The sequence below is a fragment of the Sinorhizobium numidicum genome (assembly GCF_029892045.1).
GTDB lineage: Bacteria > Pseudomonadota > Alphaproteobacteria > Rhizobiales > Rhizobiaceae > Sinorhizobium > Sinorhizobium numidicum.
This window is the reverse complement of the sequence record NZ_CP120368.1, coordinates 3716998-3743325: the sequence shown is the minus strand read 5'-3', so window position 1 is coordinate 3743325 and position 26328 is coordinate 3716998. Positions and strand designations below refer to the sequence as shown.

Annotated in this window: 19 protein-coding genes; 13 read left to right on the top strand and 6 right to left on the bottom strand. The window is 60.5% G+C overall.

Annotated elements, in window-relative coordinates; translation table 11 throughout:
- Window positions 1-34: 34 nt before the first annotated feature.
- From rho to PYH37_RS29020, 6 genes are all read left to right on the top strand, one after another.
- Window positions 35-1300 (top strand): transcription termination factor Rho, encoded by a 1266-nt coding sequence (gene rho / locus PYH37_RS29045; protein WP_280734957.1) that lies wholly within the window; start codon window positions 35-37, stop codon window positions 1298-1300.
- Between the two features lie 394 nt (window positions 1301-1694).
- Window positions 1695-3011 carry a tRNA uridine-5-carboxymethylaminomethyl(34) synthesis GTPase MnmE gene (gene mnmE / locus PYH37_RS29040; protein WP_280734956.1) on the top strand — a complete coding sequence of 439 codons (1317 nt, stop codon included), beginning with the start codon at window positions 1695-1697 and terminating at the stop codon, window positions 3009-3011.
- Window positions 3012-3112: 101 nt separating this feature from the next.
- Window positions 3113-4984: a tRNA uridine-5-carboxymethylaminomethyl(34) synthesis enzyme MnmG gene (gene mnmG, locus PYH37_RS29035; RefSeq protein WP_280734955.1), complete on the top strand. Its 1872-nt coding sequence runs from the start codon at window positions 3113-3115 to the stop codon at window positions 4982-4984.
- Window positions 4985-4992: 8 nt separating this feature from the next.
- Entirely contained in the window at window positions 4993-5634 is a 642-nt protein-coding gene (gene rsmG / locus PYH37_RS29030; protein WP_280734954.1) for a 16S rRNA (guanine(527)-N(7))-methyltransferase RsmG, read from the top strand.
- Between the two features lie 15 nt (window positions 5635-5649).
- Complete coding sequence (locus PYH37_RS29025) at window positions 5650-6444, top strand: ParA family protein (RefSeq protein ID WP_280734952.1); 795 nt, start codon at window positions 5650-5652, stop codon at window positions 6442-6444.
- Between the two features lie 33 nt (window positions 6445-6477).
- Window positions 6478-7368, top strand: coding sequence for a ParB/RepB/Spo0J family partition protein (locus PYH37_RS29020; RefSeq protein ID WP_280734950.1), 891 nt, complete (start codon window positions 6478-6480; stop codon window positions 7366-7368).
- A 408-nt stretch (window positions 7369-7776) separates the two neighbouring features.
- Here PYH37_RS29020 and holA read toward each other — a convergent pair whose 3' ends face one another.
- The 3 genes from holA to leuS are packed head-to-tail and all read right to left on the bottom strand — an operon-like array spanning window position 7777 to window position 11971.
- The gene (holA, locus tag PYH37_RS29015; protein WP_280734949.1) at window positions 7777-8811 is read right to left on the bottom strand and encodes a DNA polymerase III subunit delta; all 1035 of its coding nucleotides are present in this window, start codon (window positions 8809-8811) and stop codon (window positions 7777-7779) included.
- A 12-nt stretch (window positions 8812-8823) separates the two neighbouring features.
- Entirely contained in the window at window positions 8824-9354 is a 531-nt protein-coding gene (locus tag PYH37_RS29010; RefSeq protein ID WP_280734947.1) for an LPS assembly lipoprotein LptE, read from the bottom strand.
- Window positions 9341-11971 carry a leucine--tRNA ligase gene (leuS, locus tag PYH37_RS29005; RefSeq protein WP_280734945.1) on the bottom strand — a complete coding sequence of 877 codons (2631 nt, stop codon included), beginning with the start codon at window positions 11969-11971 and terminating at the stop codon, window positions 9341-9343. The genes PYH37_RS29010 and leuS overlap by 14 nt, the downstream gene beginning before the upstream one ends.
- Before the next feature lie 222 nt (window positions 11972-12193).
- On the opposite strand from leuS, the gene PYH37_RS29000 reads away from it, so the two are divergent.
- Entirely contained in the window at window positions 12194-12853 is a 660-nt protein-coding gene (locus PYH37_RS29000) for a YggS family pyridoxal phosphate-dependent enzyme (protein WP_280734944.1), read from the top strand.
- A 228-nt stretch (window positions 12854-13081) separates the two neighbouring features.
- Window positions 13082-14989, top strand: a complete 1908-nt coding sequence (locus tag PYH37_RS28995; RefSeq protein WP_280734943.1) for a propionyl-CoA synthetase — start codon at window positions 13082-13084, stop codon at window positions 14987-14989.
- 204 nt (window positions 14990-15193) lie between these two features.
- On the opposite strand, the gene PYH37_RS28990 is transcribed toward PYH37_RS28995, so the two are convergent.
- Window positions 15194-15892: a DUF1013 domain-containing protein gene (locus tag PYH37_RS28990; protein ID WP_280734942.1), complete on the bottom strand. Its 699-nt coding sequence runs from the start codon at window positions 15890-15892 to the stop codon at window positions 15194-15196.
- Window positions 15893-16115: 223 nt separating this feature from the next.
- On the opposite strand from PYH37_RS28990, the gene acs reads away from it, so the two are divergent.
- Complete coding sequence (gene acs / locus PYH37_RS28985) at window positions 16116-18065, top strand: acetate--CoA ligase (RefSeq protein WP_280734941.1); 1950 nt, start codon at window positions 16116-16118, stop codon at window positions 18063-18065.
- Between the two features lie 327 nt (window positions 18066-18392).
- Here acs and PYH37_RS28980 read toward each other — a convergent pair whose 3' ends face one another.
- Window positions 18393-18593, bottom strand: a complete 201-nt coding sequence (locus PYH37_RS28980) for a DUF1674 domain-containing protein (RefSeq protein ID WP_280734940.1) — start codon at window positions 18591-18593, stop codon at window positions 18393-18395.
- A 184-nt stretch (window positions 18594-18777) separates the two neighbouring features.
- Here PYH37_RS28980 and htpX point away from each other — a divergent pair, with 184 nt between their 5' ends.
- From htpX to purH, 4 genes are all read left to right on the top strand, one after another.
- Window positions 18778-19737, top strand: coding sequence for a zinc metalloprotease HtpX (htpX, locus tag PYH37_RS28975; protein ID WP_280734939.1), 960 nt, complete (start codon window positions 18778-18780; stop codon window positions 19735-19737).
- Window positions 19737-21146, top strand: a complete 1410-nt coding sequence (locus PYH37_RS28970) for an RsmB/NOP family class I SAM-dependent RNA methyltransferase (RefSeq protein ID WP_280734938.1) — start codon at window positions 19737-19739, stop codon at window positions 21144-21146. Before htpX ends, PYH37_RS28970 begins: the two co-directional genes overlap by 1 nt.
- 271 nt (window positions 21147-21417) lie before the next feature.
- Complete coding sequence (locus tag PYH37_RS28965; RefSeq protein ID WP_280734937.1) at window positions 21418-23100, top strand: heparinase II/III family protein; 1683 nt, start codon at window positions 21418-21420, stop codon at window positions 23098-23100.
- Between the two features lie 185 nt (window positions 23101-23285).
- Window positions 23286-24896, top strand: coding sequence for a bifunctional phosphoribosylaminoimidazolecarboxamide formyltransferase/IMP cyclohydrolase (gene purH / locus PYH37_RS28960; protein ID WP_280734936.1), 1611 nt, complete (start codon window positions 23286-23288; stop codon window positions 24894-24896).
- A 52-nt stretch (window positions 24897-24948) separates the two neighbouring features.
- Here the strand turns inward: purH and PYH37_RS28955 are convergent, their stop codons facing one another.
- Entirely contained in the window at window positions 24949-26274 is a 1326-nt protein-coding gene (locus PYH37_RS28955) for an MFS transporter (protein ID WP_425336148.1), read from the bottom strand.
- Between the last annotated feature and the right edge of the window lie 54 nt (window positions 26275-26328).

Sequence of the window (26328 nt, the reverse complement as noted above, 5' to 3'; positions counted from 1 at the left end):
GCCTCCCATTCCCCATACCGAACGTGGACTCTTCATGGCTGAAATGAAGCTTCAAGAACTCAAGAACAAGACGCCGACCGATCTCCTGGCCTTTGCCGAAGAGCTCGAAGTCGAGAACGCCAGCACCATGCGCAAGCAGGAACTGATGTTCGCGATCCTCAAGGCGCTCGCGACGCAGGACATCGAGATCATCGGTGAAGGCGTCGTCGAAGTCCTCCAGGATGGATTCGGTTTCCTCCGGTCGGCGAATGCGAACTACCTTCCCGGGCCGGACGACATCTATATTTCCCCGTCGCAGATCCGGCGTTTCTCGCTGAAGACGGGTGATACGGTCGAAGGGCCGATCCGCGGCCCTAAGGAAGGTGAACGCTATTTCGCCCTGCTGAAGGTCAATACGATCAACTTCGACGACCCGGAAAGGATTCGTCACAAGGTCCATTTCGACAACCTGACGCCGCTCTACCCGAATGAGCGCTTCAAGATGGAACTCGAAGTCCCGACGTCGAAGGATCTGTCTGCCCGCGTCATCGATCTCGTCGCGCCGCTCGGCAAGGGTCAGCGCGGTCTGATCGTGGCGCCGCCGCGCACCGGTAAGACGGTGCTGCTGCAAAACATTGCGCATTCGATCACGGCCAATCATCCGGAATGCTATCTGATCGTTCTGCTGATCGACGAGCGGCCAGAGGAAGTGACGGATATGCAGCGCTCAGTTAAGGGCGAAGTCGTGTCCTCCACCTTCGATGAACCGGCGACCCGCCACGTGCAGGTTGCCGAAATGGTCATCGAGAAGGCGAAGCGCCTCGTTGAACATGGACGCGACGTGATTATTCTTCTCGATTCGATCACCCGCCTCGGCCGCGCCTACAACACGGTCGTGCCTTCATCGGGCAAAGTGCTCACTGGCGGTGTCGACGCTAACGCACTGCAGCGCCCGAAGCGCTTCTTCGGCGCAGCCCGCAACATCGAAGAAGGCGGCTCGCTGACGATCATTGCTACGGCGCTGATCGATACCGGTAGCCGCATGGACGAAGTCATCTTCGAAGAATTCAAGGGCACCGGCAACTCGGAAATCGTGCTCGATCGCAAGGTCGCTGACAAGCGCATCTTCCCGGCGATGGACATTCTTAAATCCGGAACGCGCAAGGAAGATCTGCTGGTGCCGCGGCAGGATCTGCAAAAGATCTTCGTTCTTCGCCGGATCCTCGCGCCGATGGGAACCACGGATGCGATCGAATTCCTCATCGACAAGCTGAAGCAGACCAAGACCAACGGCGATTTCTTCGATTCGATGAACACCTGACCGTACAAGGCGTTCGGCGCGTTGAGGCGCGCAAAGTCGCTGTTATCTTAAACGGCTGTAGTGGCCGGCCCGCGCCGGCCACCTTCTTTTGGCGAACTTCTTGGTCAAGTTACGCCATTCCAGTGGCTAGTTGCGGCATTCCTGCCGGATGATTCACGTGAAACATAGTGCTTCTGCCTTTTGAACAGGCCAGGCAGACTTGATTTCCGAGACCCGTCATTGCATAAGACGCCGCTCTCATCGTGCGCGGCGCGATAGTCAAGAGCACATTGCAAGGCAAACGAAGACGCTCGGAGCGCGATTTGGACCTGCCCGGCTCTTGGCTCTGCGATATGAGCGGCCGAGCCGTGTCTCTGCCGCGAGCGTGGTGCGCTTCAGAATTCCTGGTACCTAAATGCAGTTCACGGATACGATCTACGCTTTGTCGAGCGGCTCCCTTCCGGCCGGCGTTGCGGTTATTCGCATTAGCGGTCCGGCGACGGCAGATGTCGTGTTTCGCCTTTGCGGCGCTTTGACGCCTGCACGGCAGGCGACATTGCGAACGATTCGGGATCGAAACGGCGAGGCACTGGATACGGGGCTTGTCGTCTACTTCCCAGGCCCGGCATCCTTTACCGGCGAGGACTGTTGCGAGCTCCAGGTTCACGGCGGTCGCGCTGTTGTTCACGCGATCCTGGACGAGCTCGCCGGCATCAAGGGCCTGCGTCACGCGGAGGCGGGAGAATTCTCGCGGCGCGCTTTTCAGCATAGCAAAATGGACCTGGTCGAGGTCGAAGGTCTGGCGGATCTGATCGCAGCAGAGACCGAAATGCAGCGGCGTCTCGCCCTTGAACAATCCGGCGGTGGACAGTCGGCCGTCTATCAAGGCTGGGCCGGCCGTCTGACGCACGCACGGGCCATGATCGAAGCCGAACTCGACTTCGCCGACGAGGACGATGTTCCGGGCTCGGTAAGCGCATCGGTCTGGAAAGATATCGAGAAACTGCGTGGCGAGATCGATGCACATCTCGATCGTGCCGGATTGGCGGAGATTATCCGCGACGGTCTCAAGATCGTCATTGCGGGGGAGCCGAATGCGGGCAAATCGAGCCTGCTCAATGCACTCGCGAAGAGAGACATTGCCATTGTGACGGAAATCGCTGGAACAACCCGGGACGTTCTCTCCGTTGACCTTTCCTTAGCCGGATTCTCGGTAAAATTGTTCGACACGGCCGGGCTTCGAGACACCGAGGAGGTCGTGGAGCGTGAAGGCATACGGCGGGCGAGAGAAGCTATCGGTCATGCCGATATTGTTATCCTGCTATCGGAAAAACCTGGATTCCATACCGAGGAGGAGATTCCCCCGAATGTTCCGGTGATTCGGGTTGCGACCAAGATCGACAGGCACGACATTCGCTGGGACGCGAAAGATGCGGACATATTTCTGTCCACGAAAACCGGCGCCGGCATCAACGATCTGTTGCAGACGCTGAGTTCACATCTTCCAGACTTGGCGGGAAGGACGTCACTTTCCATGCCATCACGCAGGCGACACGTTGACTGTTTCCGGCAAGCGAAAGATGCACTGGAGCAAAGCCTGGCTTCAAAGGACCTTGATATCCAAGCGGAGCAGCTTCGGTTGGCAAGCGAAGCGCTAGGACGGATCACCGGGCGCGTGGATGTTGAGAATCTGCTGGACGTGATATTTTCCGAGTTCTGCATCGGCAAATGACGGCGAATGCCGCGACATAGAGCACCGCTGGTTTCACGTGAAACGCGGTTGACTCGGGATAGTGAATTGACGATCAACAGCCGAGAGCTGGAGCAACAACTATGGCGACTTATGATGTCATCGTGATCGGCGGCGGCCATGCCGGCTGCGAAGCGGCTTCGGCGTCAGCGCGCCTTGGTGCACATACCGCGTTGATCACGCACAAGAAAGAAACGATTGGCGTGATGTCCTGCAATCCCGCTATCGGGGGGTTGGGTAAGGGCCATCTGGTCCGAGAAATTGATGCGCTTGATGGCCTCATGGGACGCATCGCGGATGCCGCCGGTATTCAGTTCAGGCTGCTCAACCGGCGCAAGGGTCCGGCGGTGCGGGGCCCGAGAACGCAAGCCGACCGGAAGCTCTATCGGCAAGCGATGCAGCGCGAGATCGAGGCCATCGAGAACCTGACGGTGATCGAGGGCGATGCATGTGACCTTTTGACCGAGAATGACATCATATGCGGCGTCGTGATGAAGGATGGCCGGACTTTCCGGGCAGCCGCCGTCGTTCTCACGACTGGAACGTTTCTGAAGGGTCTCATTCATATCGGTGATCGCAAGATCCCCGCAGGTCGGGTCGGGGAAGAACCGTCAGTTGGTCTTTCAGGGACGCTGGGACGATTTGGGCTGAAGCTCGGACGCCTCAAGACCGGCACGCCAGCTCGCCTTAACGGGCGCACCATTGATTGGGACCGCGTCGGCCGTCAGGGACCGGATGAGAATCCCGTGCCCTTCTCGTTCATGACTGATCGAATCCTAAACCGGCAAATCGACTGCGGCGTGACGCGCACGACGGATGCGACCCACAAGATCATTTCCGACAATATCCACCGCTCCGCGATGTACTCGGGCCAGATCGAAGGCGTCGGGCCTCGGTATTGCCCTTCGATAGAAGACAAGATCGTTCGCTTCGGGGAACGCGACGGTCACCAGATTTTTCTGGAACCCGAAGGATTGGACGACGACACGATCTACCCGAACGGGATTTCGACATCGCTGCCGGAGGACGTGCAGGAGGCGTTTATCCGGACGATTCCGGGACTGGAGAACGTCACGATCCTTCAGCCCGGTTACGCGATCGAGTACGACCACGTTGACCCGCGGGAGCTGCAGCTCTCGCTGGCAGTACGGAAGATGCCGGGTCTGTTCTTGGCCGGACAAATCAACGGCACGACCGGATATGAAGAGGCGGGTGCCCAGGGCCTGGTAGCGGGTCTCAATGCAGCACTGGCGGCGACGGGGCGTGATCCGTTACTTTTCAGCCGCACGGACTCCTATATCGGTGTAATGATCGATGATCTGACGTCGCGCGGGATAACGGAGCCCTACCGAATGTTCACCTCGCGCGCGGAATATCGGCTTTCGCTGCGGGCGGATAACGCCGATATGCGCCTGACACCGGTTGGCATCGATCTGGGCTGCGTTGGAGATCAGCGCCGCCGGCGCTTTGATGTGTGGAAGAGTTCCTTTGAAGCGGGGCGTCGCCTGTTGCAGTCGCTCTCGGTTACTCCCACGGAGGGCAGACGTTTCGGTTTGAAGCTCAATCAGGATGGACAACGGCGATCGGCCTTCGAGGTCCTTTCTTATCCGGATCAGACGATCGAAGGACTCAAGCCGCTGTGGCCTGAGCTCGGCAGCATAGATGTCAGGGTCGTTGAAGCATTGGAGATCGACGCGGCCTATGCGGTCTATATGGAACGCCAGGCAGCGGATATCGCAGGCATTCGCCGGGAGGAGACCGCGGTCATTCCGGATGATTTCGACTATGGCGACCTGCCGGGTCTGTCGAACGAGTTGAAGCAGAAATTGATGCAGCAAAGGCCGCGAAACCTCGCCCAGGCTATGAAAGTCGACGGCATGACGCCGGCGGCGGTGTCGCTGCTCCTGAGCTGGTTGCGGCGGCAGGGGCGCGCGACGCCACGTGTGGCGGGGTGAGGCCTACAATGAAAACGAGTCTGGCTGAGCAACTGAACGGATTGCGTGTTTCACGTGAAACGCTTCAAAAGCTGGAGCATTTTGCGGCCCTTTTCCAGAAGTGGGCGAAAACGATCAATCTGGTCGCCCCTTCCACGCTGGAGGATTTATGGCGACGCCACATCCTGGATAGCTTGCAGATTTTTCAGCTTTCGCCTGGTCCGAAAATCTGGGTTGATCTCGGCAGCGGCGCCGGCTTTCCAGGCGTCGTCACCGCCATCTGCCTGTCGGAGTTTGCCGATGGCTGGGTGCATCTCATCGAAAGCAACAACAAAAAGTCCGCCTTCCTCCGCGTCGCGCTGAATGAAACAGGCGCAAGAGGGTCGGTTCATCCGATTCGAATCGAGGATGCCAGCTCGGTCGTCCCCCGTTGCGACGCCATTTCGGCGCGTGCACTGGCCGATTTGAGCCAGTTGCTGGACTATTGCACGCCCTGGATGCTCGCCGAACACTCCCAAACTGTCGCCTTCTTTCACAAAGGACGGGATTATCAGCAGGAAATCGACAAAGCCGTTAGCCGCTTTCAATTCGATCTGGTAAAACATGCCAGTGTTGTCGAGCCGGATTCGGTTGTACTCGAGATTGCAAATCTTTCGCGTCGGATGAAGTGATAGGCGAGCGGAAACATGTTTGGCCCAAGAAATCGGATTATCACCATTGCCAACCAGAAGGGCGGCGTCGGTAAGACGACAACCGCCATCAATCTTGCGACGGCTTTGGCAGCCATCGGCGAGAAAGTGCTGATCGTCGACCTTGACCCGCAGGGAAACGCCAGCACGGGCCTTGGAATCCAGCGCCGTGACAGGCACCTGTCATCCTACGAGCTGATGATGGGTACGCATTCCATCGGCGACATCGCACAAAACACCGCTGTACCTAACCTGGCGATCATTCCCTCGACGATGGATTTGCTCGGCATTGAGATGGAGATCTCGAGAGAGTCCGACCGTGTCTTCCGTCTTCGCAAAGCGCTGGGGACGGCAGACGCGCTCGCCTATTCCTATGTTCTGGTCGACTGCCCGCCATCTTTCAATCTGTTGACGATGAACGCCATGGCCGCGGCGCATTCGGTGCTCGTGCCGTTGCAATGTGAATTCTTTGCACTTGAGGGGCTAAGTCAGCTACTGGAAACCGTTGACCAGGTGCGTCGCACCGTCAATCCAAGCCTTGATATTCAAGGCATCGTTTTGACAATGTTCGATTCTCGCAACAATCTGGCCCAGCAAGTCGTGAGCGACGTCCGCACCCACCTCGGCGACAAGGTCTATCATACCTTGATTCCGAGAAACGTACGGGTTTCGGAAGCGCCTTCCTACGGAAAGCCAGCTATTCTCTATGATTTGAAATGTGCTGGAAGCCAAGCCTATCTGCAATTGGCTTCGGAAGTGATACAGCGCGAGCGGCAACGCAAGGCTGCTTAATCGTTTCGGACTCGTAATGAAGTTGGGTGATATATGAACGACGACAGCTCCAAGAGGCGTCTGGGTCGCGGCTTGGCCGCCTTGATCGGCGAAATGGATCAGCCGTTACAGACGGGGGCTGCGCAGGCAGCCTCTGTCAGTGCCGACCGGCGTGTTCCAATCGAGTTCGTGTCGCGCAACCCCCGCAATCCGCGTCGGCAGTTCGACGAAGCCGAGCTTCAGGATCTGGCGAGTTCGATCCGTCAGCACGGCATCGTTCAGCCGGTGGTCGTTCGCACCGTTGGGCACGAGCGCTATGAAATTATCGCCGGAGAACGGCGCTGGCGGGCGGCGCAACTTGCGGGCTTTACCGAAATTCCGGTGATCGTGCGGGACGTCGATGACCGGACGGCTCTGGAGATCGCGATCGTCGAAAACGTGCAGCGCTCTGACCTCAATCCGCTCGAAGAGGCCTTGGGCTACGAGCAGTTGATCGCGGAGCATGGCTATACCCAAAACGATCTTGGCGACATTATCGGCAAGAGCCGCAGCCATGTCGCCAACAGCCTGCGATTGCTGAAGCTACCGGAGCCTGTACGCGACATGCTTTCCGACGGCAGTCTGTCAGCGGGTCATGCGAGGGCTCTGATTCCGACTTCCGACCCGGTGGCGCTGGCGCGCAACATCGTTGCGAAGGGACTTTCCGTACGCGAAGCGGAGCGCCTCGCGCAAAACGACATCAAGGCCCAAAACGATCCAAATTTTGCCAAGGGGCCGCGCCGCGAGGAGAAGGATGCCGATACACTGGCGCTCGAGCGAACGCTGTCGGATAGTCTCGGGCTGGAGGTCACCGTGAGCCATAAGGCCTCCGGCGGACACTTACGAATCGCCTACAAGACGCTCGATCAACTTGAAGAGATTTGCCGTCTGCTGGAACGCCGCTGATTACCTGCGCGCCCTTTCGGACGCAGAAAGTAGCCGCTCCGAGTCTCTGCACAATTTCGGATTGTGCAGTACTAGCTCGAAAAGCGCGCGTGCTGGCCATTTTTGCGTTTGCTGAGGATCAATGGAGTAACGGAACCTAGAGCCTTTCATGGCTAAATGGAAACAATTCTGTTGGCTTAAGCGGAGTGGAATGTTTGCTCGGCTGGCGCGTGGCGTAGCCAAAGCATACCGCCAAGCCAGCCGAGCAAACAGGCGGCCCGCTTCAGCCAACCCGAAGGGCCGGGCATCTTTCCGCCAGGATCAGAGGCGATCGCCTCGGCCGTACGTCTGTGTACGGCACTCGGCAATCGCCTCTGATCTTGACGAAAATCTGCTCCGGCAGAATGTTTCCAATTAGCCATGAAGGCTCTAGCGGCGGGCCGATTGGACGGTTATGGCGAGCAGGTTTTGCAAGACCAGGCTGTCTTCCAGGCTCTGGCGAGCTCGGCTCTGGTAAATCGTCGCCTGTAGCCGGTTCAATTCACGGCGGATTGCCGGAGAGGTCCAATGCCGCAAAGCGGCTTCGACGATCGGCTTGCGCCGGAAATGCAGATTGCGTCCAAGGCTGGTAATCACCTGGCCGGAAGATTGCCCGCTGGCGTCCATTTCCGCGCGCATCACATCCAGCTGCTGGAACTGTCTTAAGCAGGCCTGAAGTACCAGAAAAGGCGGCGTTTTCGAGGTGGTGATCTTTCGCATAGCGTGCAACAGCGCATCGGGATCGCCCTGAAGAACCGCGTCGACGGCGTCATCCACCGAGATGGCACTGGCGTCGCCGACGATGGCGAGAACATCTTCCTCCTCGACGAGGTCCTTGCCGCGGCAATAAAGTGCCAGTTTTCGAACTTCATTGCGTGAGGCGAGGCGATCGCCGCCGAGAGCTTCCAGGAGCCGCTGGCGCGCCGCGGGGCTTATCCTGAGGCCGGCATCCGCGAGCTCCTTGTCGACAAGTGCATGCAGGCTGCGAGCATCATCACTGTAGCAGGCGACCGAGGCGACGGTACGGGAAGATTCGCCCACCTTTCGCAGCGCCGCGCCTTTCTTGAGGTCGCCCGCCTCGATGATCAGATAACTGCCGGTGGGAGGTTCTGCTGCAAGTATCTGCAGGGCCTCGAAAAGCCCCTTTTCCGCCGAGGCGCCGCGCACCCAGATCAGCTTTTCGCCACCAAAAAGGCCAATGGCGTTGACCTCGTCCAGAACCCTGCCAACGCCCTGCTGCAGCTCCGCGGCATCGAGTTTCACGACGGCAAAAGGATCATCGAGCGCTACGCCGAACCTGCCGGCAAGCTGTGCTGCCCTCTCGGAAACGAGGCCGCGATCGGGACCGTAAAGCAGGAAAAGCCGGTAGCTCGCTGCAGACCTCTGCAGGAAATTGTCGAATTCGTGCGACTTGACCTCGCTCATCGCCCCACCGGATCAGCGGCCGAGGGCGGCGGCGATGTCTGCGCTGATGATCTCCGCCAATTCCTTCGCCGCGCGGTTCTCGCCGTCGCGAACCGCGCGCACCTTCGCAAACTCCTGGGCAGGGAAATCGACAAGCGCGACGGCCGAGCGGTTGCCGGACTCTACCGTCTCGCCGGTTGCGGTTTTCGTCAGATTATAGTCCGCCTTGACGACAATCCGACCGGCCCCGGCCCGGTCCCTCGCCTGATCGTAAAGCACGCCCATCGTTCGATGCGAGACGTTCAGTGCGAGATGATATTGCGGGTTAACCGGCTCACCCTGGCCGCGCGAGGTCATGAAGACTAACGCGTTGCGGACTTCCTGCTCCACGCGATCGTCCGCATCGGAGATCTCGATCGAGGCGAGTCCCGTGGAAGTAGCGCCGGTTGGCCCATCCGAATAGAGCGGCCTCACCTGGCAACCGGCCAGTGCGGTCAGCAAGAGAGCGCCGGCCAGCATCGGAAGCGAGCGGAAGCGAAAGCCAGCTTTATCAGACAACGACATTGACGATCCTTTGGGGCACGACGATGATCTTTTTCGGGCTGCCGCCGTTGAGCACGGTCTGAACGGCGTCGAGGGCAAGAACGGCGCTTTCGATCGCACTCTGATCTGCGTCGCGCGCGATTGTCAAATCGGCGCGCTTCTTACCGTTGATCTGAACCGGCATGGTAATTTCATTTTCGACGACCAGAGCCGGATCGAACTTCGGCCACGGCCTCTCGGCGATCAGTCCTTCGCCGCCGATCACGCGCCAGCATTCTTCCGCGAGGTGCGGCATCATCGGCGCGATCAGATTGATGAGAATGGCCGTCGCATCCTTTACGGCAGCGGTCACGGACTGGTCCGCCTTGCCGTTCGCCACCTGTGCGAGCGGTGCGGCGAGCACGTTGACCACTTCGTAGATACGCGCAACGGCCTTGTTGAACGCGAGCTTGTCATAATCCCCCTCGACGGCACGCAAGGTACGGTGAGCCGCCTGGGAAATAGCGAGGCCCTCGCCTTCGCTTGCCGGCAAAGCCTCGCTTTGGCGCAGGTTTTCCGAGGCTTCGGCCAACAGCCGCCAAACGCGCTGAACGAAGCGGTGAGCGCCCTCGACGCCCGCCTCCGACCAGATGACGTCGCGGTCCGGCGGCGAATCGGAAAGCACGAAGAAGCGCGCCGTATCGGCACCGTAGGAGCCGATGATATCGTCCGGATCGACGACGTTCTTCTTCGATTTCGACATCTTCTCGATCGAGCCGATGGCGATTTCCTCGCCGGTTTCGATCAGGAGGGCACGCCGCTGCCCGTCAACTTCGTCCACGCGGACTTCGGCAGGGGTGATCCATTCACGCTGGGCGCCTTCGCCGCGGCTATAGGTTTCGTGCACCACCATGCCCTGCGTGAAGAGCCCCTTGAAGGGCTCGTCCACCGCCACGTGGCCGGTCGCCCTCATGGCGCGGGTGAAGAAGCGCGAATAGAGCAGATGCAGGATCGCATGCTCGATGCCGCCAATATATTGGTCAACCGGCAACCAGTGATTGGCAGCCTTCGGGTCGGTCGGATTGTTCTCCCAGGGCGCGGTGAAACGGGCGAAGTACCAGGAGGAATCGACGAAGGTATCCATCGTGTCGGTTTCCCGGCGCGCGTCCTTGCCGCACTGCGGGCATGCGACGTGTCGCCACGTCGGGTGCCGGTCGAGTGGATTGCCGGGCTTATCGAAGGTCACGTCCGGCGGCAAGGTGACCGGCAGATCCGCCTTCGGCACGGGGACCACGCCGCAGTCGTCGCAATGGATCACCGGGATCGGGCAGCCCCAATAGCGCTGCCTCGAAATACCCCAATCGCGAAGGCGGAAATTGACCTTGCGTTCGGCGCGTGGGGCGCCGTTCAGCACGTCGTTCTCGAGCTTCGAAGCGACAGCTTCGAAGGCCGCTTCCGTCGAAAGGCCGTCGAGGAAGCGCGAATTGATCATCACACCGTCACCGATGTAGGCTTCGTCGCCGATCGTGAAGCTCGCGGCGTCGGCGTCCTTCGGCATGACGACCGGCACAACGGGCAGGCCGTATTTCCGGGCGAAATCGAGGTCGCGCTGATCGCCGGAGGGGCACCCGAAGATCGCGCCCGTACCGTAGTCCATCAGCACGAAGTTCGCGACATAGACCTGCAGCTCCCAACTTGCATCGAGCGGGTGCTTGGCGCGGATGCCGGTATCGATGCCCTTCTTCTCCGCTGTTTCGAGCGCTGCGAGCGATGTGCCTGCGCGGCGGCATTCTTCGCAGAAAGCGTCGATCGCGGCGTTCTTGGCAGCGGCTTGCTTTGCCAGTGGGTGATCCGCCGAGATTGCCAGGAAGGAAGCGCCGAAGAGCGTGTCCGGCCGCGTCGTATAGACGGTCAGTTCCGTCATGTCCCCGGGAGTGGTCGCGGGATCGAGCTCCCATCGCAGCGACAGGCCTTCGGAACGGCCGATCCAGTTCTTCTGCATCAACCGCACTTTTTCCGGCCATTGGTCGAGAGTATCGAGCGCGTCGAGCAGTTCCTGGCTGAAGTCGGTGATGCGGAAGAACCATTGCGTCAGCTCGCGCTGTTCCACCAGCGCACCCGAGCGCCAGCCGCGCCCGTCGATCACCTGCTCATTAGCGAGCACGGTGTTGTCGACCGGGTCCCAGTTGACTTTCGATTGCTTGCGATAAACCAGACCCTTCTCGAGGAAATCGAGGAAGAGGTGCTGCTGGCGCTGATAGTAGGCCGGATCGCAGGTCGCAAATTCACGGTTCCAGTCGAGCGAGAGCCCCATCACCTTCAGTTGCGCCTTCATTGAGGCGATGTTCTGGTAGGTCCAGCTTGCCGGATGTACGCCGCGCTCCATGGCAGCATTTTCCGCAGGCATGCCAAAAGCGTCCCACCCCATCGGATGCAGCACGTTGAAGCCGCGGGCGCGTTTGTAGCGAGCGACGACGTCACCCATGGTGTAATTGCGCACGTGCCCCATGTGGATCCGTCCGGACGGATAGGGGAACATCTCGAGCACGTAGTATTTTTCGCGCGGATCATTGTTGCTGGTCTCGAAGACCTTGCCTGTTTCCCATGCCTCCTGCCATCGCGGCTCGGCATCACGCGGATTATATCGTTCGGTAGCCATGTCTTTATCGATGTTCCGGAAATTCTACGGGGCCCAAAGCCCTCATGATAGCTGGCGTGACCTTCACCACGAAACCGCCTAAGCGTCAAGTTTTGAAGGTTTCTGCGGCGCACTTTGGCACATTTGCGGACTGCCGCTCGGTACGCGGGCTTGGCAAGCATCGTAAGTTTCAATAATCGGCGAAGGCAGTTTATAGACGCGTTCTGAGACGGGAGCATGAGCATGGATGTGCAAGAGGCGTTGAACGATGTCGTTAGCCGGATTCGCGCAAGCGAAAAATCGGCGAATCGTCCCGCACATGCGGTCAGTCTCGTCGCCGTTTCGAAAACTTTCGATGCCGAGGCGATACGCCCGGTCATAGAGGCCGGTCAGCGGATATTTGGTGAAAACCGTGTCCAGGAAGCGCAGGGCAAATGGCCCCAGCTCCGGCGTGAAACGCCCGACATCGAGCTTCATTTGATCGGCCCGCTGCAATCCAACAAGGCCGCAGACGCCGTCGCACTCTTCGATGTCATTGAGACCATCGATCGCGAAAAGATTGCCCGCGCGATTGCCGCCGAAATGGCGCGACAGGGTCGCCGTCTTCGCCTCTATGTGCAGGTCAATACCGGTCTCGAACCGCAAAAGGCAGGCATAGCGCCGCAAGACGCCGCCGCTTTCGTGGATCTGTGCCGCGGCGAGCTGGCAATGAACATCGAAGGACTGATGTGTATTCCCCCCGTCGATGAGAATCCCGGGCCGCATTTCGCGCTGCTTGCGAAACTCGCCCGCGCATGCGGTCTCGCCAAGCTTTCCATGGGCATGTCCGGCGATTTCGAAACGGCAATCGCTTTCGGGGCCACCAGCGTGCGCGTCGGCTCGGCCATTTTTGGAGCGCGCTGAGCCAGACTGCTGCATGCATCCTCAAATCGGAGCCGATTTAAGGATAAAGACATGCGGCAATTCAAAGTGGTACAGCGACCTTTGTGCATCTGAAAAGACGCACGGCGCTGTAGGCCATTACGCTTTCGTCGGGGTTCTGCCTTACCCTTCATTAGCCTATCCTCGATCGCGAGGAGACGGATCCACAGCGCCGTGCAGTGGGTCGGGAGGTAAGTGAGGAGAACGGAAATGGCGAGCCGCTATTCCGAGGTGTATGCCGCGTGGAAAGCCGATCCGCACGGCTTCTGGTCGGATGCCGCTGATGCGATCGACTGGTTCGAAAGGCCGAAGCGTCTCTTCGAGCCTCAGCGCGGACCCTACGGGCACTGGTTTCCCGATGGCGTGACCAACACCTGCTACAATTGCCTCGATAGGCATGTGAGCGCTGGGCGTGGCTCGCAGGTGGCCTTTATCCACGACAGCCCCGTTACCGGTCGGATCGATAAGATTTCCTATGCAGCCTTGCTCGCCGATGTGAAGGCGATGGCCGCGGTTTACCGCAAACTTGGGATCGGCAAGGGCGATCGGATCATCATCTACATGCCGATGATCCCGCAGGCGGCGATCGCCATGCTGGCATGCGCGCGCATCGGCGCCGTGCATTCCGTCGTTTTCGGCGGATTTGCAGCGAACGAACTTGCTGTGCGCATTGATGATTGTCAGGCAAAACTCGTCGTCTCCGCAAGCTGCGGTCTGGAGCCCGGGCGCGCCGTCGCCTACAAGCCGCTGCTCGATGCGGCAATCGAGATCGCCAGCAACAAGCCCGCCCATTGCCTGATCTTTCAGCGGGAAATGCTCGCGGCCGAGCTGCTGCCGGGGCGTGATCTCGATTTCGCCGAGGCGCTCGCCGCAGCGAAGGAGGCCGGCGAGGAAGCGCCCTGCGCGCCGGTCGCCGCTACCGATCCGCTCTATGTGCTTTATACCTCCGGAACCACCGGGCAGCCGAAGGGCGTCGTGCGCGACAATGGCGGACACATGGTGGCGCTGAAGTGGTCGATGGAGAGCTTCTTCGGTGTCCAGCCGGGTGAAGTCTTCTGGGCGGCGTCCGACATCGGCTGGGTGGTCGGGCATTCCTATATCGTCTACGGACCGCTGCTGAACGGCAATACGTCGATCCTCTTCGAAGGCAAGCCGGTCGGCACACCCGATCCCGGGACCTACTGGCGGATCATCGCCGAACACGGCGTCGCCGTCATGTTCACTGCGCCGACGGCGTTGCGCGCGATCCGCAAGGAAGATCCTGACGCTTCCTATGTGAGCCGATATGACCTTTCGCGGTTCCGTGCCTTGTATCTGGCGGGTGAGCGGGCCGATCCGGACACGATCCACTGGGCCGAGCGCGCGCTTGGGATTCCGATCATCGATCACTGGTGGCAGACGGAAACCGGCTGGCCCGTCGCCGGCAATCCGATGGGTCTCGGGCTGGTGCCGGTGAAGTATGGGTCGCCGGCGGTCCCCCTGCCCGGTTACGACGTCCAGGTCCTCGATGACGCGGGTCATCCGGTCACAGCCGGGACGCTCGGCAACGTGGTGATCAAGCTGCCGCTTCCGCCCGGCTGCCTGCCGACCCTCTGGAATGCCGACCAGCGCTTCCATGCGGCCTATCTCGAGGAATATCCCGGTTATTACAAAACGGCGGATGCCGGTTACATTGACGACGACGGCTACATCTTCATCATGGCTCGCACCGACGACATCATCAACGTCGCGGGTCATCGCCTTTCGACGGGGGCGATGGAGGAAGTGTGCGCCAGCCATCCGGATGTCGCCGAGTGCGCCGTCATCGGCATTGCCGACCCGCTGAAGGGACAGATCCCGGCCGGCTTCCTGGTGATCAACTCCAATGTTTCCCGTGAAACCGCGGACATCGAGCAGGAGTTCATCGGTCTCGTGCGCGAGCGAATCGGCCCCGTTGCCGCATTCAGAACGGCAATCTGCGTCAAGCGACTGCCGAAGACCCGGTCGGGCAAGATCCTGCGGGCAACGATCCAGAAGATCGCGGATCGCCAACCCTGGAAAATGCCGGCGACGATCGACGATCCGGCGATCCTCGACGAGATTACGGCGGCACTTCACGCAAAGGGCATCGGCGTCTGAAGACGCTCGAGCAACCAGCCCCGCTGGCCCCCCGCTGGAAAGGCGATGACAATAAAAAACCCGGATCAAGCGATCCGGGCTTCTCGTCTACAGCGCCGTGCGTCTTTTCAGACGCATAAAGGTCGCTGTAGCACCTTGAATTGCTGCATGTTTCCTTAAATCGGCTACGATTAAAGGAAACATGCAGTAGCGGATGACGAACGATCAATAGTTGTCGTCTTCGTCGTCCTTGCGATCCGATTTCAGCGACTTCAGCTTCGCGAAGACGGCATCGGCATCGATTTCCTTCTCTTCCTCGCGATCGAAGTTGTAATTCAGCTTCTCGGTCTCCTGTGCCGCCTCGAGCGTTGCGCCAGTCTCGGCTGCGGTGGGCAGCGGACGGCCCTTTGCGGCGCGTTCGACTTCGAGATCGAGATCGATCTGTGAGCAGAGGCCAAGCGTTACCGGATCCATCGGGGTAAGATTGGCCGAGTTCCAGTGGGTGCGTTCACGAATCTGCTCGATCGTCGCCTTCGTGGTGCCGACGAGCCGCGAAATCTGCGCGTCCTTAAGCTCGGGATGGTTGCGCACGAGCCAAAGAATAGCGTTCGGGCGGTCCTGGCGCTTGGACACCGGCGTGTAGCGCGGGCCCTTCCGCTTGGAGTCCGGAACGCGGACCTTCGGTTCGGAAAGCTTGAGCTTGTGGTTCGGATTTGCCTCGGCGCGTGCGATCTCGTCGCGCGAAAGCTGACCGGTGGCAATCGGATCGAGGCCCTTGATGCCCTGCGCCGATTCACCGTCGGCAATCGCTTTGACTTCGAGCGGGTGCAGCTTGCAGAACTGCGCGATCTGGTCAAACGACAGAGCGGTGTTGTCAACGAGCCAGACGGCTGTTGCCTTGGGCATAAGCAGTTGCTGAGCCATGGATATAGTCCTTTTGTCCGTCCGCGCCGGTGTCGCGGGCCGTGGAGTCTACCACTGATTTCCGGGAATTGAGCGCCTCTATATCGCCGTTGTCGCGAAATTGCAATTCTTCACTTCCAAATGTCCTTTTGTCTAATTGCGGCGGGGATTTGACCTGCTATGAATCGTCGCAAAGGGGCGGCTTGGAGTGCCGTCCTTGGTCAGAATGCATAGGGAGGAAAATATGTCGGTGAAGACCTATCCGGTCCTGGAAGCGGCCAAGAGCCGGACGCTGCTCGACAATGCGACCTATCTGAAGTGGTATGAGGACAGCATTGCCGATCCGGAGAAGTTCTGGGGCGAGCACGGCAAGCGGATCGAATGGTTCGAGCCCTATACCAAGGTCAAGAACACGTCCTTCAAAGGCGAGGTTTCGATCAAGTGGTACGAGGACGGGCTTACCAACATCTCCTACAATTGTATCGATCGCCATCTCAAGACACATGGCGAGAAGACCGCGATCATCTGGGAAGGGGACACGCCCTACCTCGACAAGAAGATCACCTATAACGAGCTTTACGACAAGGTTTGCCGGCTTGCCAACGTGCTCAAGAAACACGGCGTCAAGAAGGGTGATCGCGTCACCATCTACATGCCGATGATTCCGGAAACCGCCTATGCGATGCTCGCCTGCGCCCGCATCGGTGCCATCCATTCGGTGGTTTTCGGCGGCTTCTCGCCGGATGCGCTGGCTGGCCGTATCGTCGACTGCGAATCCACCTTCGTCATCACCTGCGATGAAGGCATGCGCGGCGGCAAGGCCATTCCGCTCAAGGAAAATACCGATACGGCCATCCAGATCGCCGCCAAGCAGAACGTGAAGGTCGACAAGGTCCTCGTCGTGCGCCGCACGGGCGGCAGGATCGGCTGGGCCCAGAAACGGGACCTCTGGTACCACCAGGAAATCGCCACGGTAGAGCCCGATTGCCCACCGGAGAAGATGAAGGCCGAAGACCCGCTGTTCATCCTCTACACTTCGGGTTCAACCGGCAAACCGAAGGGCGTGCTGCACACGACCGGCGGTTATCTCGTCTACGCGTCAATAACGCATGAATATGTCTTCGATTACCGCGATGGCGACATCTACTGGTGCACGGCGGATGTTGGGTGGGTGACCGGCCATTCCTATATCGTCTACGGGCCGCTCGCCAACGCCGCGACGACGCTGATGTTCGAAGGCGTACCGAACTTCCCTGATGCTGGGCGTTTCTGGGAAGTCGTCGACAAGCACAAGGTCAACATCTTTTACACGGCGCCGACGGCGATCCGCTCGCTGATGGGCGCCGGCGACGATTTTGTCAAAAAGTCCTCGCGTACTTCGCTTCGCCTCCTCGGCACGGTCGGCGAGCCGATCAACCCGGAAGCGTGGGAGTGGTACTACCATGTGGTTGGCGAGGGACGCTGCCCGATCGTCGATACCTGGTGGCAGACGGAGACTGGCGGCATCCTGATCACGCCGCTGCCGGGCGCAACCGATCTCAAGCCCGGCTCGGCGACGCGGCCCTTCTTCGGCGTTCAGCCGCAGATCGTCGATAACGAGGGTAAGGTGCTCGAAGGGCCGGCCGACGGCAATCTCTGCATCGTCGACAGTTGGCCTGGGCAGATGCGCACCGTCTATGGCGACCACGAGCGCTTCGTTCAAACGTATTTCTCCACCTATAAGGGCAAATATTTCACCGGTGACGGCTGCCGTAGAGACGAGGACGGCTACTACTGGATCACCGGTCGCGTGGACGACGTTCTCAACGTCTCCGGACATCGCCTGGGTACGGCGGAGGTCGAGTCGGCGCTTGTCTCACACCACCTCGTCTCGGAAGCGGCGGTGGTCGGCTATCCGCATCCGATCAAGGGACAAGGCATTTATTGCTATGTGTCGCTGATGGCGGGCGAGGTCGGCAGTGACGAGCTTCGCCAGGAGCTTCTCAAGCACGTGCGCTCGGAGATCGGGCCGATCGCCACGCCGGACAAGATCCAGTTCGCGCCCGGGCTGCCGAAGACGCGCTCGGGCAAGATCATGCGCCGGATTTTGCGGAAGATTGCCGAGGACGACTTCGGTTCGCTGGGCGATACCTCGACGCTCGCCGATCCGGCGGTCGTCGACGACCTGATCGCCAATCGCCAGAACCGCGGTTGACCCTCTGCGCGGACCACGTGCCGGCAAGCGCGAGGTCCGCGCCCATCTGTCGCTGAATAGCAACGGTGCCGTGCGTCTTCATTAGACGCACAAAGGTGTCTGTGACACCTGGATCGCTCCACAGTTTTACCTGTCAGCTGGATACCATGTAGGAGACCGGCTCATCGTGAGCCGGATTCTTCTCGGTCGATCGGACGGTATTCGGCATGATGAAGCGAACCCTTACGGCTAGGCACCAAGTGAAACACGGTACCGGTCCTGAAGGTCGCCGAACTCGATTCATCTTCGAAACGATCCCAGATGGCTTTGCAGCGCTGCTGATCCGGCTCAGAAGTCGATCGCCCGTCCCTTGATTTCCCAGTCGCCGAAACGAGCCGGGTCGGGGCCGCCGCGTCCGCCAAGCTCCGGCGGCATGACCTGCGGTGCCTCAGCCCGCCTTCTTTCTTCCGCTTCCTTCAGCGCCCGCCGCGCCGCCGGTGACAGTGGACGTTTGCGACCATCGGGGGCGTTGTCGTTGTCGTTTTGCATGGGGGTGCCGGATTTCCCTAATTGTATTGAAGACCGGGAGGTTTATCCCCATCATATAAGGTGCTTCCGCGCGAGCGGAAACCCTGATTCACGTGAAACGCTCGGCTGAGAGCAGTGATGCGGTTACCGCCGCATTTCGCCAGCCGCCGAGTGGATGGAACTTGAAAATGCCTGGAGCTGATCGATGAACCTCGTGCGCACCGCAATGCTGCTTGCCTTCATGACCGTTCTCTTCATGGCCGTCGGCTATGCGATTGGCGGCAGGGGCGGCATGATGATCGCCCTTGTCATTGCTGCCGGCATGAACTTCTTCTCCTATTGGAATTCGGATCGCATGGTCTTGCGCATGTACCGGGCCCAGGAAGTGGATGAGCGTAGCGCTCCCGAATATTACGGTATTGTCCGCGATCTTGCGCAGAATGCCGGCCTTCCGATGCCACGCGTCTATGTCATCGACAGTCCGCAGCCGAACGCCTTCGCTACCGGCCGCAATCCGCAGAACGCGGCGGTCGCCGCCTCCACCGGCCTTTTGCATTCGCTCTCCTATGAAGAGGTCGCCGGCGTCATGGCGCATGAGCTCGCGCACATCCAGTATCGCGATACACTGACGATGACGCTCACCGCAACGCTTGCCGGCGCCATTTCGATGCTCGGCAATTTCGCCTTCTTCTTTGGTGGCAACCGCGAGAACAACAATCCGCTCGGCGTCGTCGGCGTGCTCATTGCGATGATTGTCGCCCCGCTCGCGGCGGCGCTGGTGCAGATGGCGATCAGCCGCACACGCGAATATTCGGCCGACCGGCGCGGGGCGGAAATCTGCCGCAATCCGCTCTGGCTTTCCTCGGCGCTCAGGAAGATCGCCGGTGCCGCTCATGCTATTCCGAATTATGACGCGGAGCGTAACCCGGCAACGGCGCATATGTTCATCATCAATCCGCTTTCCGGCGAGCGGATGGATAATCTGTTCTCGACCCATCCGAGCACGGAAAACCGTGTCGCGGCGCTTGAGCGGATGGCGCGCGAGATGTCGATGGGGTCGACGCCACCGGTTCGTGCTGATAATGCCGTGCGCAAATCGCGCTCTGTTCCGAAAACCGGCTGGGGTCGCGGTGGTTCCGAGCCGCCGAAAGGTCCCTGGTCCTGATGCCTGAAAAAAGAAATGATTCACAGCCGAAACGAGCCCGAACACACAAGGCGTCCCATAATTCCGGGACGCTGCCGGGCGCTGCTGCCGTTGCAAAGCCGGGCCTGAAGAGCCGTCAGGCCGCGGCCAAGATTTTGGCGGCGGTCATCGACCGCAAGACGCCGCTCGACGGTATGCTCGACCAGGAGCACGGCAATCCGGTCTATCGCGAGCTGAGCGACGCCGACCGCGCGCTGGTGCGCGCCATTCTGAATTCCGCGCTCAGACATCTGCCGCGTATCCGGGCTGCGATCGACTCGCTCCTGCAAACGCCGCTGCCGGAGGGCGCGCGCGCGCTCGACCACGTGCTGACCGTTGCCGCAGCGCAGATCCTCTATCTCGATATTCCGGATCACTCGGCGGTGGACCTTGCGGTGGAGCAGGCGCAATCGGATCCGCGCAATCGCCGTTTTGCAAGCCTCGTTAATGCCGTGCTGCGGCGGCTCTCGCGCGAGAAGGAAGCCATTCTTGAAAAGGTCCGAACCGTTCCGGCAATGCCGGCCTGGTTCTACGACAGGCTTGTAGTCCACTACGGCCGCGCCCAGGCAGAACGCATTTCGGAGGCGCAACTCGTTCCCGCTGCAATCGATCTCACGGTGAAATCGGATCCTGCTTTCTGGGCCGAGCGCCTCGGCGGCACGGTCTTGCCGACCGGATCCGTTCGCCTCGGCGCGTTTTCCGGCTCCATTCCGTCGCTGCCGGGTTTTTCGGAAGGCGCGTGGTGGGTACAGGATGCGGCTGCGTGCATTCCGGCGCGCCTTTTTGGAAATCTCGCCGGCAAGGCTGTGGTCGATCTCTGCGCCGCTCCGGGCGGCAAGACCGCCCAGCTCCTTCTCGCCGGCGCGAAGGTCACGGCGCTGGACCAGTCGGCCAGTCGGTTGCGGCGGCTGAAGTCAAATTTGGAGCGACTGGGCCTCGAAGCCGAGATGAAGGAAGCCGACATGGCGGAGTTCGAGGCGGATGAGCTCTTCGATGCTGCGCTCCTCGACGCGCCATGCTCCTCGACAGGCACGACGCGCCGTCATCCGGATGTGCTCTGGACAAAAGGGCCGGATGATATCGACAAGCTTGCCAGGCTTCAGGAGCGGCTGCTGCGCCACGCGCTCACTCTTGTAAAGCCCGGCAGTATCCTGGTCTTCTCCAATTGCTCGCTTGACCCGCGCGAGGGCGAAGAGGTTGTCGCGCGCGTTCTTGCAGACGGAGAATGCGAACGCGTCCCCGTTGTCGCGGCCGATTGGCCGGGGCTTGAAGAAGCGATCACCGAACATGGCGAATTCCGTACAACGCCTGCGATGTTACCGATGGCGCCGCCGTTTTCCGGCGGGCTCGACGGATTTTATGCTGCCGTACTCCGCCGCGCGAGAAACTAGATCACGACAAGTTGGAGCGGAATGCGGGCGGAAAACCGCGCGCAGCAGGCGGCGCGAACGCAGTCGGCAAGACAGCCGTCAACAGGCTGTTTTACCGCGACAATTGACGCTTTCTGACCATCAGCCTATCAATGGCGGCAGGATTGATAAAAGTTTAATAATCTTTCCGGCACGATTCCGCTCCGGAAAGGGATTCTGGCGCAATCCGGGCAGGTGCTGCTCAAGCGCTTCGAAGGGTCCGTTGCCGAATTGAGGAAACCGACGGGCGCCGATGTTGTTTTCCAATAAGCGAAGGCTCTTTTATCTCTATCTGCGTGAAGGCTGGCGCCGCTTTTCGCGCCGCCTTTCGCTCAGCCGCATGACGGCGCTGCGTTTTGCCGGATCGACGCCCGATCGCCTCATCGTTGCGCCCACGGATCTTCGGGCCATCGATCCTTTCGTCGCCGAAGAAATTCTCCAGGGCCGCTACCCGCTTGCCGGCCGCGTGCTCGATACGGAAGGCGAATCGCCTTTCGAGATCGATTTGCCGTCGCACGAATTTGCGGTCCGGCTCCATTCGTTCGGCTGGCTGCGCCATCTTCGCGCAGTACGCGACGATGCTGGGTTTGTCAGGCTGCGTCAGATCGTCGATGACTGGATCGGCACCCATGGGCGCAACATCGCAGATATTTCCTGGGACGCGGATGTGGTTGCTCAGCGCATCATCGCATGGCTGTCGCACTCGCCCGTGGTGCTGCGCAATGCCGAGCACGGGTTCTACCGACGCTTCCTAAAGAGCCTGGCCTTCCAGGTCCGTTATCTGCGCCACATAGCCGATACCGTCTGCGACGGAGAGGCGCGGCTCAGGGTGCGAATGGCGCTGGCAATGGCGTCCGTGTCGATGTCCACCTCGGCTTCGGCGGTCCGCAAGGCGTCGCGTCATCTCGATCTGGAACTGGATCGCCAGATCCTGCCGGACGGCGGGCATTTCTCCCGCAGCCCTCGGGCGGGTCTGGAGCTCTTGCTCGATCTGCTGCCGCTCCGGCAGACCTATGTCAATCTCGGCCATGATGTGCCTTCGCGGCTCATTCCCTGCATTGACCGGATGTATCCGGCATTGCGCTTCTTTCGCCACCAGGGCGGCGAGCTTGCGCTCTTCAACGGCGCAACCTCCGTGCTCGCCCATGAACTCGCCTCCGTGCTCCGCTACGACGAAACGGCGGGCGAACCCTTCCGATCGCTGCCGCATATCCACTATGAGCGCCTGTCTCTGGGCGACACGGTCATCATCATGGACACCGGCCGTCCGCTTTCGGTCGACCTCTCACGGAGCGCGCATGCCGGCTGCCTTTCCTTCGAGATGTCCTCGGGCAGAAATCGCTTCATCATCAATTCCGGCGCACCGAAATTCGCCGGCGAACGATTTCGCCAGATGGCGCGCACGACCGCCGCGCATTCCACCGTAACGGTCAACGATACGTCCTCCTGTCGTTTTTCCCAATCGCGCTTTCTGGGCCCGATCATGACGAGCGGTCTGTCGCGCGTGGTGGTCGAGCGAAGGGACGACCCCGGCCGTATGGAATTCGTCAAAGCCAGCCATGACGGCTATCTCGCTGCGTTCGACCTGCTCCATGAGCGCGACGTCGGTGTCCTGAACGGCGGGCGGCTGGTCCGCGGCCGGGACCGGCTGGCACGGGAGGACGGCAGCGATCCCGATGCAACCGACGCCGCCACTGCCGTCGCGCGTTTTCACATTCATCCCGCCATCGGAATGCGCCAACATAGCAAGAGTGAAATATACCTGAGCGCACCGGACGGCGAGGTCTGGCTCTTCGCCTGCCCGGATGGAGAGCTCGCCATCGAGGAGGACATCTTCTTCGCGGATCCTTCCGGCGTGAGAGCCTCGTCGCAGATAACCGTCACGTTTACCGCGGCACAACCGGAGATCCAGTGGACGCTCACGCGCGAGGGTTAAGCTGCGAAGTGAACCCAGCACCCCGGCGGAAAGGCGCTTAGAGATCTGCTCCATGCCTCCGGCCTATTTTCCGGTCCTCGTGGCGGCGAAGGTTTCTTCCGGCCGCAAGCTATGCTAACGGGCAGCCAAACCACCCGCCGGAACCACTCGCCCAAGCGTCCGGCGCTGCCAAAGGAGCATGGTTGATGGCTGTCGCCTCCAAGAAAATCCCCGCGCCCGATGAGGTTCGGATCCGTACCGCCCTTCTCTCCGTTTCCGACAAGACCGGTATCGTCGAGCTTGCCCGCGCTTTGCATGAAAAAGGCGTGCGGCTGGTTTCGACCGGCGGCACGCATAAGGCGCTTTCCGATGCTGGTCTTCCCGTCAGTGACGTTTCGGAGCTGACCGGCTTTCCGGAAATCATGGACGGCCGCGTCAAGACGCTCCACCCGGGTGTCCATGGCGGACTTCTCGCCATTCGCGACGATGCCGAGCATGCGGCTGCGATGAGCGAGCACGGCATTGCCGCAATCGATCTCGCCGTCATCAATCTCTACCCATTTGAAGAGGTTCGCGCCAAGGGCGGCGACTATCCGACCACGGTCGAGAATATCGATATCGGCGGTCCGGCGATGATCCGCGCATCGGCAAAGAACCACGCCTATGTCACGATCGTCACCGACCCGGGCGACTATTCTCTGCTGCGCGACGAAATCGCCAGTGGCACGACGCATTATGCCTTCCGCCAGAAGATGGCGGCGAAGGCCTATGCCCGCACGGCCGCCTACGATGCGGCGATCTCCAACTGGTTCGCCGAGGTGCTCGACACGCCGATGCCGCGTCACCGGGTCATCGGCGGAGTGCTCAAGGAGGACATGCGTTACGGCGAAAACCCGCACCAAAAGGCCGGCTTCTATGTCACCGGCGAGAACCGGCCGGGCGTGGCGACGGCCACCCTTTTGCAGGGTAAGCGGCTTTCATACAACAATATCAACGATACAGACGCAGCCTTCGAACTGATCGCTGAATTCCTGCCGGAAAAAGCTCCCGCCTGCGCAATCATCAAGCATGCCAATCCTTGTGGTGTCGCAGCGGCGCCGTCGCTTGCGGAAGCCTATCGCCGTGCGCTCGCCTGCGATTCCACCTCCGCCTTCGGCGGTATCATCGCGCTCAATCAGCAACTCGATGCGGAGACGGCGGAAGAGATCGTCAAACTCTTCACCGAAGTCATCATCGCGCCGTCGGTGAGCGACGAGGCGAAGGCGATCATTGCCCGCAAGCCCAATCTCCGGCTGCTGGCAACCGGCGGTCTGCCTGATCCCCGTGTCCCCGGGCTCTCCGCCAAGACGGTAGCAGGCGGTCTTCTTGTCCAGACGCGCGACAATGGCATGGTCGAGGATCTGGAGCTCAAGGTCGTCACCAAGCGCGCGCCGACCGCGCAGGAGTTGGAAGACATGAAATTCGCCTTCAAGGTGGCGAAGCACGTCAAGTCGAATGCTGTGGTTTACGCGAAGGACGGTCAGACGGCCGGCATCGGTGCAGGGCAGATGAGCCGCGTCGATTCCGCCCGCATCGCCGCCATCAAGGCGGAGGAAGCCGCCAAGGCTCTCCGCCTTGCCGAGCCGCTTACGCGCGGTTCGGCCGTGGCATCGGAAGCCTTCCTGCCCTTTGCAGATGGATTGCTTTCGGCAATTGCCGCCGGCGCGACTGCCGTCATCCAGCCGGGCGGCTCGATGCGGGACGAGGAAGTGATCGCCGCGGCAAATGAGCATGACGTCGCCATGGTCTTTACGGGGATGCGCCATTTCCGCCATTGACCGGGACGAACCACGGTCTTGCAACCCGCCGCGCGTCTGCCGCGGCGGTTTTTCATGCCGGCCGGTAGGCTGGATAGGGTGTCCGCAAAAGGATGATGAGACCGGCGGCGAGAAAGGCGACCAGCGCCATCATGCCGATGCGGGCCGAGCCGGTCATCACCGTGATCGTCGCCACGGAGGCCGGCGCCAGGAACGATGTGGCGCGTCCGGAAAGCGCGTAAAGCCCGAAATATCGTCCCGCCTCGTCGGCCGCGACGCTGCGGGCAAGATAGGATCGTGACGACGCCTGAACCGGACCAAAGGCGATGCCGACCAGCAAGCCATAGACGATATATGCCTTCTCGGCGGCGGTGCCGAAAAGCCCGCCCGAATCGTCGTTCGGCAATGGCACCAGCCCGAACAGCGTGAAACCGGGGCCGGTCGAAGTTATGCCGAGCGTCGCAAGGGTGAGGCAGATCAGGCTGGTGACGACGATCGCCTTGGAGCCGAGCCGTGCATCAAGCCAGCTCGCATAAAGGCAGCCGCCGATCGCGACGACGTTGAGGATGATGCCATAGAGCCCGAGTTCCATCGTCTGCCAGCCGAACATGCCGGCAGCAAAGGTACCCCCGAGTGCAAGCAGGCCGTTGACGCCGTCCTGGAAGATCATGCGGGCGATCAGGAAGCGCAATATGCCGGCTCTCTGCTTGAGTTCGCCGAGCGTGCCCTTGAGGTCCGCGAGGCCGCTCGTCGTCGCTTGCCGGAGCGACATCGCTGCTCTGGTCGCATCCGGCGTGAATAGGAACATCGGCAGGGTGAAGATCAGATACCAGGCGGCCGAAATCGGCCCGGTGATGCGGGCATCCTCGCCCTTTGCCGGATCAAGGCCGAACAGCGGGTCGAGACCGAGCGCCGTTTTGCCCGTCACCGGATTTCCCGCAAGAAGGGCGATAACGGCGATCAGCACGATCATGCCGCCGAGATAGCCCAAGGCCCAGGCAATGTTGGAGATGCGTCCGACTTCCTCTTCGCTGACGAGACGGGGCATCATCGAATCGTTGAAGACAATCGAAAATTCGGCCGCGACGGTCGCCAGTGCGAGACAGATTGCCGGATAGATCAGCGGCGACCCTGGAACGGCGAACCACAGAAGGACGAGTGACAGGATCTTGATGACCGCGAAAAAGCCGATCCACGGCTTGCGTGGCCCGCTCGCATCGGCAATCGCGCCGAGGACGGGGGAGAGCACGGCAATGACGATGCCAGAAGCTGCAAGCGTATATCCCCAGACTGCCTGCCCGTGCACGGGATCCGCCGTTAGCCGGGAAACGAAGTAGGGTGCGAAGATGAAAGTGGTTATGACGGTGAAAAAAGGCTGGGCCGCCCAGTCAAACAGCATCCAGCCGGCAATGCCGAGACGTGAGGTTTTCGGCCGTGCCTCGGCTTGTGCGGA